Origin of the sequence: uncultured Sphingomonas sp., assembly GCF_937859915.1 — a bacterium.
Lineage (GTDB): Bacteria > Pseudomonadota > Alphaproteobacteria > Sphingomonadales > Sphingomonadaceae > Solisphingomonas.
This window is the reverse complement of record NZ_CALMAW010000020.1, coordinates 37,405-50,992: the sequence shown is the minus strand read 5'-3', so window position 1 is coordinate 50,992 and position 13,588 is coordinate 37,405. Positions and strand designations below refer to the sequence as shown.

The following is a 13,588-nucleotide window of genomic DNA, read 5'->3' as shown; positions in this document are numbered from 1 at the left end:
AGCAGCGCGATCTGCTCGATCAGCTTGGCTTTGGGCACCTGATAGGGAATTTCGGTAATTACGAGCTGCCAGGTGCCCCCGGTCAGCTTCTCGGGCTCACCGAAGCGCGCGCGGGTGCGGAAGGAACCGCGGCCGGTCTCATAGGCCTCACGGATCGCGGCCGGCGCGTCGGCGACGATGCCGCCGGTCGGGAAGTCGGGGCCCTGGACGTACTGGAGCAGGTCGGCGGTGGTCGCCTCCGGCTTGTCCATCAGATGAACGACCGCGTCGATCAGCTCGGCGGCATTGTGCGGCGGGATCGAGGTCGCCATGCCGACCGCAATCCCCGACGCGCCATTGGCGAGCAGGTTGGGGAACAGGCCGGGAAAGACCTCGGGCTCTTCCTCCTCGCCATTATAGGTCGGGCGGAAGGCGACGGTGTCCTCGTCGAGTCCGTCCATCAGCAGGATCGCGGCCTGCGTCAGCCGGGCCTCGGTGTAGCGCATGGCCGCGGCATTATCGCCGTCGACGTTGCCGAAATTGCCCTGCCCGTCGACCAGCGGGTAGCGCAGCGAGAAGGTCTGCGCCAAGCGCACCATCGCGTCGTAGATCGACGCGTCGCCATGCGGATGATATTTGCCCATCACGTCGCCGACGACGCGCGCGCATTTCTTGTAGGCCGAGGTCGGATCGAGCCGCAGCAGCCGCATCCCCCACAGCAGCCGGCGATGCACCGGCTTCAGCCCATCGCGGACGTCGGGCAGCGAACGCGCGGTGATCGTCGACAGCGCATAGACGAGATAGCGCTGCGAGAGCGCCTCGTCGAACGGCGTGTCGGTATAGGGGACGGGAGCGATCGTGTCGGGTGCGGCCATGCTTGCGGACTAGCAGGCGGCGCGGGCGGTTGGGAAGCGGGGGGAGAACACAATAGAAACCGTCATTCCCGCGAAGGCGGGAATCCATATGCGCAGCGCCCGATCATCGGGCGCCGCGTCTATGGATCCCGGATCAAGTCCGGGATGACGAAGAAGAAGTTACACGGCGCGGCTCGATTCACCTTACCAGACGTGCACCCGCTCGCTCGGCGCCAGATAGAGTTTCTCACCGGGCTTGACCCCGAAGGCGGCATACCAGGGGTCGACGTTGCGGACGATGCCGTTGACCCGGAAGGCGTCGGGCGAATGCGGATCCGACAGCAGCTGCGAGCGCAACGCGCCCTCGCGCTCCTTGCCCTGCCAGCTCTGCGCATAGGCGATGAAGAAGCGCTGGTCGCCGGTGAAGCCGTCGATCACCTTCGGCTCGCCGTGGCGCGACACATAGCGGCGGTACGCCGCATAGGCCGCCTCGAGCCCGCCGAGGTCGCCGAGATTCTCGCCGAGCGTCAGCTGGCCCTTGATGTGCGTGCCGGGGATCGGCTCATAGCCGTCGAACTGCTTGACCAGATTCTGCGCGTGCGCGGTGTAGCGATCGGCGGACTCCTTGGTCCACCAGTCGCGCAGCCGCCCTTGCGCGTCGAACTGCCGGCCCTCGTCGTCGAAGCCGTGGCCCATTTCGTGGCCGATCGTCGCGCCCGTCTCGCCATAGTTGACCGCGGGGTCCGCTGCGGGATCGAAGAAGGGCGGCTGCAGGATCGCCGCGGGGAAGGTGACCTGGTTCATCGTCGGATCGTAATAGGCGTTCACCGTCTGCGGGGTCATGTCCCACAAGGTGCGGTCGACGGGCTTGCCCAGCCGGGAGAGCTGCAACCGCCACTCGAAATGATCGGACGCGACGGCGTTGGCGAGCGGATCGGTCGGGCTCACCACCATCGTCGAATAGTCGATATATTTGACCGGATGCCCGATCCGCGGATCGAAGGTTCCAAGCTTCTCGAGCGCGGCCTTGCGCGTCGCCGCGTCCATCCAGGGCGCATGGTTGATCTTGTCGGCATAGGCGGCGCGGAGATCCTCGATCAGCTCCGCCATCTGCTTCTCGGTGTCGGCCGACCAATGTTGCTGGACGTAGAGCTGCCCGACCGCCTCGCCGAGATCGGCGTCGAGCAGCCGCACGCCACGCTTCCAGCGGTCGCTCTGCGTCTGCACGTCGCGCAGCGTATGGCTGTAGAAATCGAAATGCGCGTCGTCATACGCCTTGGGCAGGAACTGCGCATGATCGCTGAGGAAGCGGAAGGCGAGCCAGTCCTTCCAGGTCGACAGCGGCACGTCGCCCAGACGCGCACCGGCGGCGGCCACCGCGCTCGGCTCGGACACCACAACGGTCGGCATCGCGCCGAGCCCGATCTTGGCGAGCACCGGCGTCCAGTCGAGCTGCGGCGCGAGCGTATCGAGCTGCGCGCGGCTCATCGGATTATAGGTCGCCTGCGGATCGCGGCGGCGCTCGGGGGTCCACTGGTCCTGCGACAGCCGCGTCTCGAGCGCGATGATCGCGTCGGCCTTGGCGGCGGCGTCGGGGATGCCCGCGAGCGTCTGGATGCGGATGATGTAGGCGCGATAGGCCTTGCGGATCGCATCGTATTTGGCGCCGGGGAGCAGATAATAGTCGCGCGTCGGCAGACCCAGCCGCGCCTGGCTCGCACCGACGGTATAGCGCGTCGGATCCTTCTCGTCGGGCTCGATGCCGATGTCGACCGGGCTGGCGAAGCCGGGCTCGGCCATCAGCTGCACGAGCTGCGCGCGCGTGTCGATCGCGGCGATCTGCGCCAGATAGGGCTGCACCGGCTTGAGCCCGCGCGCCTCGATCCCGGCTTCGTCCATCCACGCCGCGTAGAAATCGCCGATCTGCTTGGCGATCGGGCCGGTAGGATGCTTCTGCGCCTCCTCGACGATCTGCCGCACGTCGCGCTCGGCGAGATCGGGGAGATCGCTGTTGTAGCCCGCGCTCGCCTTGTCGGGCGCGATCGGCGTGGTCTTGAGCCACGTCCCCTCGGCATAGCCGAAGAAATCGTCGCCGGGCTTCACGCTCTTGTCCATCGAGGCATAGTCGACGCCCCAGGGACCGTAGACCGGTTTGGCGGGCGCTGCGTGGACGACGGCGGACAGGCTGCTCCCGACGAGCAGCGCGACGGCAAGACGGGCGATGGACATGATGGGCCTCCCTATTTGCACCAGGGCTAGCAGCGCGCCGGGCCGCGGACAATCGGAGAGAGGACGGCAAACGACCCTCCCTGAAGGAGAGGGGAGAATGAACTATCGCAGCCGATTGACGCCCTGCCTTACGCCCCGCATCCTGCTGCAAACGGAAGGAAATCCATGTCCGCCATCGCGCTTGTTCTTGCCCTTGCCGCCGCCGATCCCGCGCTGCGCGCAGAGACCAACACGCAGGCGGCGATCGCGCGCGTAAAAAGGCTCAATCCGCAGATCCACGCGGTGCTCGCGCTCGATCCGACCGCGCTCGATCAGGCGCGCGCGCTCGATCGCAGCCGGGCGGCGCGCGGGCCGCTGTTCGGCATGCCGATCCTGATCAAGGACAATATCGAGGCCAAGGGCCCGCTGCCGACCACCGCCGGCAGCCTCGCGCTCGCGGCCAACGTTACCAACCGCGACGCACCGCTGGTCGCGCGGCTGCGCGCCGCGGGCGCGGTGATCCTCGGCAAGACCAACCTGTCCGAATGGGCGAACATGCGCTCCTCCGCCTCGATCTCGGGCTGGAGCGCGATCGGCGGGCAGACACGCAACCCGTTCGCGCTCGATCGCGACCCGTGCGGCTCATCGTCGGGCAGCGGTGCCGCGGTCGCCGCCGGGCTGACCGACGCCGCGATCGGTTCGGAGACCGACGGCTCGATCACCTGCCCCGCTTCGCTCAACGGAATCGTTGGGCTCAAGCCGACGGTCGGGCTGGTCAGCCGCACGCACATCGTTCCGATCAGCCACAGCCAGGACACCGCGGGCCCGATGGCGAAGGACGTGCGCACTGCCGCGCTGGTGCTCGCCGCGATCGCAGGCAGCGACCCCGCCGACCCTGCAACGGCAGCGGCCGACGTGCACAAGACCGACTATCTCGCCGGACTCAAGCCCGATGCGCTCAAGGGCGTGCGGATCGGCGTTCTGCGCTTCGTCGGGCCGTGGTCGCCGCCGGTCGACACGCTGTTCGCGCGGGCGCTGGACGTGCTGCGCGCGCAGGGTGCGACGCTGGTCGACATCGCCGCGATGAAGGATCGCGACAAGATCGGCCCGGCCGAACTCACCGTGCTGCTGACCGAGCTCAAGGCCGACATGAACGTCTATCTCGCGACGACACCGAAGACCGTCGAGTCGCGTACGCTCGCCGACCTGATCGCGTTCAACGCGGCACACCCGCGCGAACTCGCGCTGTTCGGGCAGGACAGTTTCGAGAAGGCCGAGGCGACCAAGGGCCTCGCCGATCCCGCCTATCTGGCGGCGCGTGCGCTGTCGCTGCGGCTGGCCGGGCGAGACGGCATCGACGCGATGCTCGCCGCCAACAATGTCGTCGCCTTGGTCGCGCCGACGATGCCGCCGGCGTGGAAGATCGACGCGGTCAATGGCGATCAGATCGCCGGCGGCGGCCCCGCCGATCTCGCCGCGGTCGCGGGCTATCCGCATCTGACCGTCCCGATGGGCGCGGTGCGCGGACTGCCGGTCGGGCTGTCGTTTGTGGGGCCGGCGTGGAGCGAGGCCAAGCTGCTCGGTCTGGGCTATGCCTATGAGCAGGCGGCCAAGATGCGGCTGGTGCCGACCTTTGCGGCATCGGTCGAGGGGACGGAGCCGACCGCGAGCCTGCTGGCGCCGATGGGGGCGCGATGAAACTAAAAGCCCTCTCCCTCTGGGAGAGGGTTGGGTGAGGGTCTCCCACCTCGAATGTGGGACACGACGCTAACGCGTGGCTCCCCTCTCGCCGCCGGGGAGAGGGGGGTAAATCACCGCGCCGCCATATCTGCCGCGATCCGGTCCGCGAGCTCGCCGATCAGCGCGCCGAACGCCTGCGCGGTCGGCACCGGCGCGATGCCCGCGCCCGGCGTCGTCAGCGACAGCTGCTGCACCGGCCCGCCTGGCCCCGCGCGATAGGCAATCTGCATCGTCGCACCGCTCGCGCCCGTCTGGAAGCCGAGGATCGTGACGTCGAGCGTGCGCGCCTTGCCCGCCGTCCCGACGGTCCCCGGCGGCAGTACGGCGCCGGCCGGCAGCCGCACGGTCAGATCTCGCACCAGCGCGTCGCGCGCCAGCAGCCCGAGCGGCGCGGTCCAGCGGGCGAAATCATCGACCTTGACCTCGCCCGCGCTCTCCTGATGGACGAACTCGGCGCGGTCGAGCGACGCCGGCAGATGCACCGCCGGCACCGCGATCGGCAGGCCGCGATAGCCGCCGTGTACCGCATCCGACGGCGGCGGCGCCGCGTCGAGCGTCAGCAGCACCGTCTTGGGGCTGGTGCAGCCGGCCAGCGCGAGCAGCGCCGCCACACCGACCGATGGCAAGGCTTTCATCATTTCTTCTCCTTCGCCTTGCCGCGGATCAGCGCCTCGGGATGGCGCCCGAGATAGTCGGTGAGCGAGCGGATCGAGCGCGACATCTCGTCGAGCTGCTGGATCGCGTCGGGAAGGCTGCGATCCTGCGCCGCCCCCTCGCCCGACAGCACCGTGCGCGCCGCCGCCGCGGTGCCGTGCAGCTCGTCCGCGGTCTGGCTGAGCTTGGTCATCAGCGGCCCGATCTGCGGCTTGACCTGCGTAAGGATGCCGTCGAGCTGCTTCAGCGTCCCATCGAGATGCGCGATGCTGTCGCGCACCTGTCCCGACCCGCTGATCTGCGCCAGATTGCCGCTCAGCTTGTTCAGATTGTTGCCAATCTGTTCGAGCGGGATGCGGTTGATCTTCGCCATGATCTGGTTGGCGCTGGCGATCAGGTCATCCGCACCCCCTCCGGCCTCAGCGACCGGGATCAGCGGATATTGGCCGCCGTCGTGGCCGAGGTTCGCGGGCCCAGTGCCGTGGTCTGCCGCGAGCTGGATCACGTGCGCGCCGACCAGCGGCGGCGACTGGACCATGTGCGCGCGATAGCCCTGCTGCAGCAGCCGCGTGACCGCGCGGTCGGCGGCCTGACGCCACATGTCGGCCGGCGCGTCGATCGGCAGGTCGATATCGAGCTTGCGCGGGAAGATCGCGAGCACCGCCTCGGTATAGGGCCTGCCGCCGGGCGCGAAGAGCAGCTTGGCCGAGCGGATCCGGCCGATCGTATAGCCCAGCATCGAGACCGTCGATGTGCTCGACAGGTCGCCGGCCGCACCGGTCAGGATCAGGCGATAGGGGATCTCCGGTCCGGTCGGGCCCTGCTCGGCGCTCGACTGGTCGTCATAGAGCGTGAAGCTGGTTCCCGCGGGGGCCTGCGGCGCGGTGCGCGCGCGGTGCGGTACCTCGAACTGCACCGATCCCTGCAGCAGGCTGGCGGGCGATGCCAGCCCCGCCGACAGGCTGGCGCCGCTCAGCGACAGTTTGAGCGGGCTTCCCGTCCAGAATTGCGCGCCCTGCTTGATGTAGCGGTCGTAGGGCGCGTTGACGAACATCTCCATGCGGAACCGGTCGAGACCGACCATCTCGGTCTGCACGATCTTGCCGATCGCCAGCCCGTGATAGCTCACCGCGGCGCCCGCCTGCAGCGAGCCGACCGCGGGCGCGGTCAGATAATAGGGCGTCCCCTTGGCGTCGGGCGGGATCACCGGCGGCTGGTCGAGACCGATGAAGCTGCGCGTCGGCGTACCGCCCTTGCCAGGGGCCATCGCGATGATCACGCCGGCGACCGCGGCGCGGATCGACTGGATGTCGGTGATCGTCGGGTTCTCGCCGATCAGCCAGAAGGTGGTGTTGGAATTGAGCGCCGCCTTCTCGCGCGGATCGAGCCTCAGCGTCACCTCGACATGATGCGCGTCGGGCGAGACGCGGATCTTCGACACCTCGCCCGCCTCGACGCCCGACACGAGCACCTTGGTGTTGCCCGGTGTCACGCCCTCGGCATAGCCGAAGGTGACGACGACATCGACGCCCTTGCGGGTCAGCGCCCGGACACCGAGGAAGCCAACGATGATCAGCGCGGCGAGCGGCACCGCCCACACCAGCCCCGGCCAGCGGCTGCGGATGCTGCGCGCCTCGGGCAGATCGTCTTCCTGTCGTACGTCGTTCACACCCGTCTCCTGGCGGCATCCCACATCAGGCGGGGATCGAAGGTTTTTGCGCTGATGATGGTCAGCACGACCACGGCGGTAAAAGGCACGGACGCCGCCTCGGCGCGTCCGTAGATCAGGGCGTTATAATTCATCACCGGTACGAACGCACCGATCACGAACGGGTCCACCATCGACCAGCGGCCGATCTCCTCGACGACGCGGTAGGTGCGCGCCTTGGCGACGAGATGGCGATCCGACCGGCGCAGCACCGAGACGACACACCAGGTCAGCCCGACCAGCTTGAGGAAGGGAATGAGAAAACTGGCGCAGAAGACCAGGATCGCCAGATCCCACAATCCCGCCTGCGCCAGGTCGATCACGCCTTCGAGCACCGTATATTTGGTCGGCTTGTAGTTGATCGGCAGCGTCGCAAGCGGATAGAGATTGGCCGGGATATAGAGCAGCAGCGCGGCCGAGGTCAGCGCGATCGTGCGGCTGATGCTCTGCGGCTTGCGGTGGCGGACGGGGGCGGCGCAGCGCGGGCAGCCGCGGCCCTCATGATGCGCGGGGAGCAGCAGGTCGCAATCCTGGCACTCGATCGCGTGGGCGGGATCGGCGACCTCGGCGTCGGGCGCGATCCGCGCCCATACCGCCGCCTTGTCGAGCGTCGCACGCACCACCAGCGCGAGCACACCGGCTGCGATGAACGTCACCGCGCCCGGCCCGACCCGCACCGCAATCGAGTCGGTGAGCCGCGCATAGGCGACCGCCAGGCCCAGCAGGAACACCTCCGGCATCGCCCAGGTCTCGAGCCGGTTCGACCAGCGAAAGGCGCGACCCATCCACGGCTCGACACGGCCCAGCTCGAGCAGCCCCAGCACCGCGGTCAGCAGGCCGAAGCGGACGATCGGGAAGAGCACCACGAACAGGAACACGACCAGCGCCAGCCACGGCCAGCCCTCGGTCAGCATCGCGCTTGCCGCCGAGCCGAGGTGGCTGCTGCGCGACACACCGAGCGCATCGGTGCGCAGGAACATCGACAGGTTGGCGGGGACCAGCAGCAGCACGATTGCCAGCGAGCAGGCCAGAGACGCGCTGAGGCTGCGACCCTGCGTGCGTTCGAGCGTGCCGTCGCAGGTGATGCAGCGGACGACGGTGGATCGGACAGCTGCAGGCAGGCGCTGCCGCGTACCGCAATCGGGGCAGCCGACGATCCCGGCCCCCGCCCCGCTATACTCCATGGCCGTCACGATGCGGTCACAACCCTTTCGCGTCCAGCCTGTTCCGCCCGCAGACAGTTCCAGCCACCCCTATGTCGTATTGCAGCCTGCATGGCACGACGACCTTCGTCGTGCATTGACGGATCGTGCGCGATTGTCGAGGCTTCGCGCTACTCCAGGGGACGATCCATGCTCGTATCAGCCGAATTGCGCGAAGACCGTCCGCCCCTCGCGCGCGACCTCCGCCGCGTCGATGCGCATCCCGACCATTGGTATCCGATTGCGTGGAGCCGCGAGCTCAAGGCGGGCAAGATGCTCGCGCGCAAGTTTGCCGGCGAGCCGATCGTCGTGGTCCGCGCTAAGGAGGGCAACGTCTTCGCGCTCGAGGATCGCTGCGCGCACCGCCAGGTCCCCTTGAGCCACGGCGTCGTCAAGGGCTGCACGGTGCGCTGCGGCTATCATGGCTGGGCCTATGACGAAGCGGGCAAGTGCGTCGACGTGCCCTATCTCGGGCGCGAGCGGCTGCCCAACGGGGTCAAGGCCTATCCGACGCATGAGGTCGACGGACTGATCTTCATCTTTCCGGGCAATGCCGATCGCGCCGAGGCCCGCCGCCCGGCGTCGCTCGGCGCGCGCGGGCGGCGCGACTACAAGACGCGCGAGCTCAACCGCGAGGTCGCCGCGCACTATACGTTCATGCACGAGAACCTGTTCGACATGAACCACCAGTTCCTCCACCGCCGCCAGATGGGGATGATCAAGGCCACGTGTCTGGGCCGCGACAGCGGGCCCGACTGGGCCGAGGTGCAATATACGTTCGACCGCGTCTCGGGCTCGGCGACGATCGGCGAAGGCGCGATCCTGGGCCTGATGCGCGCGACCGATGAATCGACGCGCAAGGACCGGATGGTGATCCGCACCGACTATCCCTACCAGACGCTGACCTTCGCGATGGACGACGGCGATCCGGTGCTGTCGGTGTGGCTGGGCTACACGCCGCTCGATGCCGAGCAGAAGACCAACCGCACCTTTGGCTATCTTTCGGTCAAGCGGCCGGGCGTGCCGCTGCTGATCGATGCGGCGTGGCCGTTCATCACCATGTTCACCGAGTCGATCTTCAAGGAGGACAAGGAGATCGTCGAGATGGAGCAGGCCGCGCACGATGCGCAGGGCGGCGACCGCAACCATGAGGTGTTTCCGCCGATCAAGGAGTTGCGCGCCGTACTGGAGCGCTGCGGGGCGTAGCCCGAGGCGGGGTGGCGCATCCCGCAAGAACTCCCTCTCCCCGGCGGGGAGAGGGTCGGGGTGAGGGGAAGCGACGCGTCAGCGTCGCGTCCCAACTTTGAGGCTGGAACCCCTCACCCAACCCTCTCCCTGCGGGAGAGGGCTTTCGGTCGCACTACGCCTTGAGCTTGCGGTCGAACAGCGCCAGCATCTCCGCCCAGCCGCGCTCGGCCGCCGCCTCATCGTAGACCGGAAGGTCGGGCTTCATCCAGCCGTGCGCCGCGCCGGCATAGGTCTCGTGGCGGTAGACGACGCCGGAGTCGCGCAGCGCCGCTTCGAATTTCTCCGCCATCTCGGGCGGATAGCTATGATCCTGGTCGGCGGCCGCGACATAGAGCTCGCCCTCGACCTTGGGCAGGAACAGATGCGCGCTGGTCGGCTGGTCGGTGTAGAGATTGCCGCCGTGGAAGCTCGCCGCCGCCGCGATGCGGTCGGGGAAGGCGCCCGCCGCGGCGATCGCGAGACCGCCGCCCATGCACAGGCCGATCGTGCCGATCGGCCCGGCGACGTCGTCGCGGCTGTCGAGATAGGCGACGAACGCTGCGGTGTCGGCTACCGCCTTGAGCGTATCGGTCGACGCCATCAGCGGCGCGATCACGGTGCCGAATGTGTTCTGCGCGAACACCTCCCTGGGCACCAGCGTGTCGTAATGGCCGTGACGGTAGAACAGGTCGGGCAGCAGCACGACATAGCCATTGTCGGCCAGGCGCGCCGCCATCTCGAACAGCGTCGGCCGGATCGCGAACGCGTCCATGTAGAAGATCGCGGCGGGCCACGGCCCTTCGCCTTTGCCCTCAGGGGTGAACAGGTGGGCTTGGCATTCGCCGTCCCGGGTGGTGATGGCGATCTGTTCGTGGCCCACGCTGTTCTCCTCGATGCTACGGCTCAATAGTGGCGGCGATAGCCGCCGCCCGGCCGGCCGCGCCAGCCCCCACGGTAATGGCCGTAATACCAGACATGGTACGGATAGGGGCGATAGACCCACGCGCCGCCGTAAAACACCCACGGGCGATACCAGGTCGGTGCGGCATAGAAATAGGGCGCCCCGCCATAGCCGCCGTAGGCGAACGCCGGTGCGCCGCCGCGCGTGACATAGCCCGGCGGGCAGCCGGGGCTGGTGTCGCCACTGCCCGATGCACTGCCGACCGCCGCGCCGACGCCGGCGCCGCCGAGACCGCCGAGGATGGCGCCCTCGCCATGGCTGTGGCGCCCGGCGACCGCCGAGCCGAACAGCGCGCCGGCGATGCCGCCGATCACCGCGCCTTCGCCGGTATTGCCATGCGCCTTGACGCAATTGACCTGCGCCCACTGCTGCGCATAGCTCGCATATTGCTGATCGGCCTGCTGCTGCTGCGGGGAGACCGCACCGGGCTGGTAGCCGGGCGGCGGCGGCGGCGGCGCCTTGCCGTCATAGCCGGGGGGCGGCGAATTGTCGTAGGCGGGATCATAGCCGGGCGGCGGACCGCCATTGGGGCCACCATCATAGCCCGGGGGCGGCGCGCCATTATACTGGCCTTGCTGGCCGTAGCCCGGAGGCGGCGCCTGATTATAGCCCTGCGGCGGCTGGCCATAGCCCTGTTGCGGATAGCCCTGCTGGCCGTAGCCCTGCTGCGGGGGATAGCCCTGCTGGTCATAACCCTGCTGGGGATAGCCACCCTGCTGGGGCGGATAGCCCTGGTTCTGGTCATAGCCCTGATCCTGCGGATAGGGCTGTCCCTGCGCGACGGCGCTCGAGGCGAACAACGGCGTCCCCGCCATCGCGAGCCCGGTGGCGAGAAGGATGCTGCGGGTCATCAGTCTTTGGGTCATGAGACACATCCGTTTCCGAGAAGCTGTAGCCCGATCATGACGATGCCAGACTGAACGGCGGCTGAGCCATCGACTCGGCGTTCGTTCAGGCGCCGCACGATCGGGCCATCGCTCAATACGCATCAACCCGTCGCGCGGGTCCGCGGCCGCGCCAGACCTTCAGTGTGCGGGCGCGGCCGGTGTCTGTGTCGGCGCAGGTTGCGCGCCCTCGAGCGCGGCGTCGGCAGCGACGATGTCGGCGGGCATTTGCGGCATCGTCGACCAGGGGAGGCTTTTGTGCAGCGTCGTTGCGAAGCGCTCGAGCCATTCCTCGCCGTCGGGGCCGACATAGGTATCGGCGGTGCGATAGGCCGGATCGGCCATCGCCTGGTCGAGCGTCACCGGCGTCAGATCCTGCGCCTTCAATATGTCGGCGAGCGCATCGATGCTGTCGGCGTTGAGCTGGCTGGCGTGGAGCAGGAAGACGAACGCCGGCTCGCGCCCGAACACCGCGGCGCCCGCCTGACGGTACCAAGGCACGACACGGGCGGTGAAATCCAGATAGGCGGCGCGGATGTGCGCCGCCTGCGCGGCGTCGCCGCGACGCAGCGCGTCATCATAGGGTTCGGCGAACTGCCAGTCCGAATTTTCCATCGTCACCGGTGCCACGCGATAGCCATGCGCCGCGAGCCAGCCCTCGAACCGCTGTCGCGCCGCCAGCGTCGGCCCAGTCTCGAGGAAGGGATAGCGATACCAATGCTCGGTCTTGCCGCGCGTAGCCATCAGCGGGCGGGTCACGACGTCGCCGCGCGCGACGTCGGCGATATAGGTTTCGACCGGCGTGTTGGTCAGCGATGGGTGCGAATAGCTGTGGTTGCCAAGATCGAGCCCGGCGTCGAGCCAGCGCGTCAGCAGCGCGATCCGCCGCGGCTTGTCGGCGGCCTCGAGCTGGATCTCGTTGACGAAGCCGATCGCCGGCCAGTGATGCCGCTCAATCCCGCCGACGAGCGTGTCGGTGAGCGCATCGGCTTCGGCGATCGGGCGGAATTTCCCGAAGATCGGCAGGTCGTCGAAGGTAAGCGCGACCGTGCCGGCATGCGCCGTCGGCGCCGCGCCGATCGCGAGCGCGCCGGCAACGGCTGTGAGGACTAGCCGCCTGAACCCACCAAACCCTTGTGCACCCACGGTCTTCCCCCTTTGTCGTCGCGACCGCCGCCTATCGCGCAGCGGCTTGGCGGCATAGCCCGAAACGGATAGCGTCGGCGAAGACCAATGGATGAGGAACGGTACAATGCGCGGCATGACGATGACAGGCGTGGCAACCGCGCTGATCCTGGCCTCGGCGCCGGCTGCGCTCCTCGCCAAGCCCGCGCCGGCAGCGCCCGCCGCAACGCCGTTCAAGCTCGGTGCCGCGACGCTGGTGCCGCTGCGCGACATGCTCAATGTCGTTCCCAATGACGGCAGCGTGTTCGGCAAGGGGCTCGATCCCGCGCAGGTCGCCGCCGTGCTCGCCAAGGCGGGCGCACCGACCGACAGCCTGACGCTCGGCGTCGACGCGCTGCTCGTCGAGATGCCCGGCCGAACCGTGCTGATCGACACCGGGCTCGGCCCCAAGGTCGGCGGGATGCTCCAGGCCAGCCTCGCGGCCGCGCACGTCGCGCCCGATGCGGTGACCGACATCCTGATCACGCACTCGCACGGCGACCATATCGGCGGCCTGCTCACCGCCGACGGCGCCCTCGCCTTTCCCAAGGCGACGATCCGCATGGCCGCGGCCGAATGGGCGTTCCTCAAATCGCATCCGGCGTCGGCCGCGACGGTCGCGGCGATCGCGGCCAAGGTGCAGACTTTCGCGCCCGGCGCCGAGGTCGTGCCCGGCATCCGCTCGGTGGCGCTCGCCGGCCATACGCCCGGTCATTCCGGCTATGAGATCGTCTCGCAGGGCCAGCGGCTGATCGACATCGGCGACACCGCGCACAGCGCGATCGTCTCGCTCGCCGAGCCCGACTGGACGGTCGGCTACGACACCGACGCCGCCGAGGGCAAGGCGACCCGCCGCGCCGAGCTCGCCAAGCTCGCCGCATCGCACGAATGGCTGTTCGCGCCGCACTTCCCTTATCCCGGCACCGGCAAGATCGTCGCCAAGGGCAGCGGCTTCGCCTTCGTCCCCGGCCATCCCTGAGCCCGGGCACGCCCGGCGCGACAAACCG

Annotated in this window: 10 protein-coding genes and 1 pseudogene (1 of these 11 cut by a window edge); 3 read left to right on the top strand and 8 right to left on the bottom strand. The window is 68.5% G+C overall.

The genetic code is table 11. The features are described from left to right. Both parC and Q0326_RS03155 read right to left on the bottom strand, forming a co-directional pair. Positions 1 to 854, bottom strand: a pseudogene (parC, locus tag Q0326_RS03160) (DNA topoisomerase IV subunit A); it reaches 1,472 nt to the left of the window's first position. Between the two features lie 183 nt (positions 855 to 1,037). Continuing rightward, on the bottom strand, positions 1,038 to 3,062 hold the full coding sequence (locus Q0326_RS03155) for a M13 family metallopeptidase (RefSeq protein ID WP_298687015.1): 2,025 nt from the start codon (positions 3,060 to 3,062) through the stop codon (positions 1,038 to 1,040). Between the two features lie 165 nt (positions 3,063 to 3,227). On the opposite strand from Q0326_RS03155, the gene Q0326_RS03150 reads away from it, so the two are divergent. Continuing rightward, entirely contained in the window at positions 3,228 to 4,739 is a 1,512-nt protein-coding gene (locus Q0326_RS03150) for an amidase (protein ID WP_298687013.1), read from the top strand. Between the two features lie 113 nt (positions 4,740 to 4,852). On the opposite strand, the gene Q0326_RS03145 is transcribed toward Q0326_RS03150, so the two are convergent. The 3 genes from Q0326_RS03145 to Q0326_RS03135 are packed head-to-tail and all read right to left on the bottom strand — an operon-like array spanning position 4,853 to position 8,327. Beyond that, the gene (locus Q0326_RS03145; RefSeq protein WP_298687011.1) at positions 4,853 to 5,419 is read right to left on the bottom strand and encodes an ABC-type transport auxiliary lipoprotein family protein; all 567 of its coding nucleotides are present in this window, start codon (positions 5,417 to 5,419) and stop codon (positions 4,853 to 4,855) included. After that, positions 5,416 to 7,104, bottom strand: a complete 1,689-nt coding sequence (locus Q0326_RS03140; RefSeq protein WP_298687008.1) for an MlaD family protein — start codon at positions 7,102 to 7,104, stop codon at positions 5,416 to 5,418. The genes Q0326_RS03145 and Q0326_RS03140 overlap by 4 nt, the downstream gene beginning before the upstream one ends. Next, a complete protein-coding gene (locus Q0326_RS03135; protein ID WP_298687033.1) occupies positions 7,101 to 8,327 on the bottom strand; it encodes a paraquat-inducible protein A in 1,227 nt (408 codons plus the stop codon). The genes Q0326_RS03140 and Q0326_RS03135 overlap by 4 nt, the downstream gene beginning before the upstream one ends. 168 nt (positions 8,328 to 8,495) lie before the next feature. Here Q0326_RS03135 and Q0326_RS03130 point away from each other — a divergent pair, with 168 nt between their 5' ends. Beyond that, a complete protein-coding gene (locus Q0326_RS03130) occupies positions 8,496 to 9,551 on the top strand; it encodes an aromatic ring-hydroxylating dioxygenase subunit alpha (RefSeq protein ID WP_298687006.1) in 1,056 nt (351 codons plus the stop codon). 154 nt (positions 9,552 to 9,705) lie between these two features. On the opposite strand, the gene Q0326_RS03125 is transcribed toward Q0326_RS03130, so the two are convergent. The 3 genes from Q0326_RS03125 to Q0326_RS03115 form a co-directional block, all read right to left on the bottom strand. Next, on the bottom strand, positions 9,706 to 10,452 hold the full coding sequence (locus Q0326_RS03125) for a dienelactone hydrolase family protein (RefSeq protein WP_298687004.1): 747 nt from the start codon (positions 10,450 to 10,452) through the stop codon (positions 9,706 to 9,708). A gap of 23 nt (positions 10,453 to 10,475) precedes the next feature. After that, on the bottom strand, positions 10,476 to 11,399 hold the full coding sequence (locus tag Q0326_RS03120; protein WP_298687002.1) for a hypothetical protein: 924 nt from the start codon (positions 11,397 to 11,399) through the stop codon (positions 10,476 to 10,478). Between the two features lie 159 nt (positions 11,400 to 11,558). Then, on the bottom strand, positions 11,559 to 12,563 hold the full coding sequence (locus Q0326_RS03115) for a polysaccharide deacetylase family protein (protein WP_298687000.1): 1,005 nt from the start codon (positions 12,561 to 12,563) through the stop codon (positions 11,559 to 11,561). 91 nt (positions 12,564 to 12,654) lie between these two features. On the opposite strand from Q0326_RS03115, the gene Q0326_RS03110 reads away from it, so the two are divergent. Further along, on the top strand, positions 12,655 to 13,560 hold the full coding sequence (locus Q0326_RS03110; protein ID WP_298686997.1) for an MBL fold metallo-hydrolase: 906 nt from the start codon (positions 12,655 to 12,657) through the stop codon (positions 13,558 to 13,560). Positions 13,561 to 13,588: the final 28 nt, after the last annotated feature.

Bases quoted from the DNA above. Each gene is read 5' to 3' on its own strand.
- Q0326_RS03110 (WP_298686997.1), top strand. From the start codon at position 12,655: ATGAGGAACGGTACAATGCGCGGCATGACGATGACAGGCGTGGCAACC.
- Q0326_RS03145 (WP_298687011.1), bottom strand. From the start codon at position 5,419: ATGATGAAAGCCTTGCCATCGGTCGGTGTGGCGGCGCTGCTCGCGCTG.
- Q0326_RS03155 (WP_298687015.1), bottom strand. From the start codon at position 3,062: ATGTCCATCGCCCGTCTTGCCGTCGCGCTGCTCGTCGGGAGCAGCCTG.
- Q0326_RS03130 (WP_298687006.1), top strand. From the start codon at position 8,496: ATGCTCGTATCAGCCGAATTGCGCGAAGACCGTCCGCCCCTCGCGCGC.
- Q0326_RS03135 (WP_298687033.1), bottom strand. From the start codon at position 8,327: ATGGAGTATAGCGGGGCGGGGGCCGGGATCGTCGGCTGCCCCGATTGC.
- Q0326_RS03120 (WP_298687002.1), bottom strand. From the start codon at position 11,399: ATGACCCAAAGACTGATGACCCGCAGCATCCTTCTCGCCACCGGGCTC.
- Q0326_RS03150 (WP_298687013.1), top strand. From the start codon at position 3,228: ATGTCCGCCATCGCGCTTGTTCTTGCCCTTGCCGCCGCCGATCCCGCG.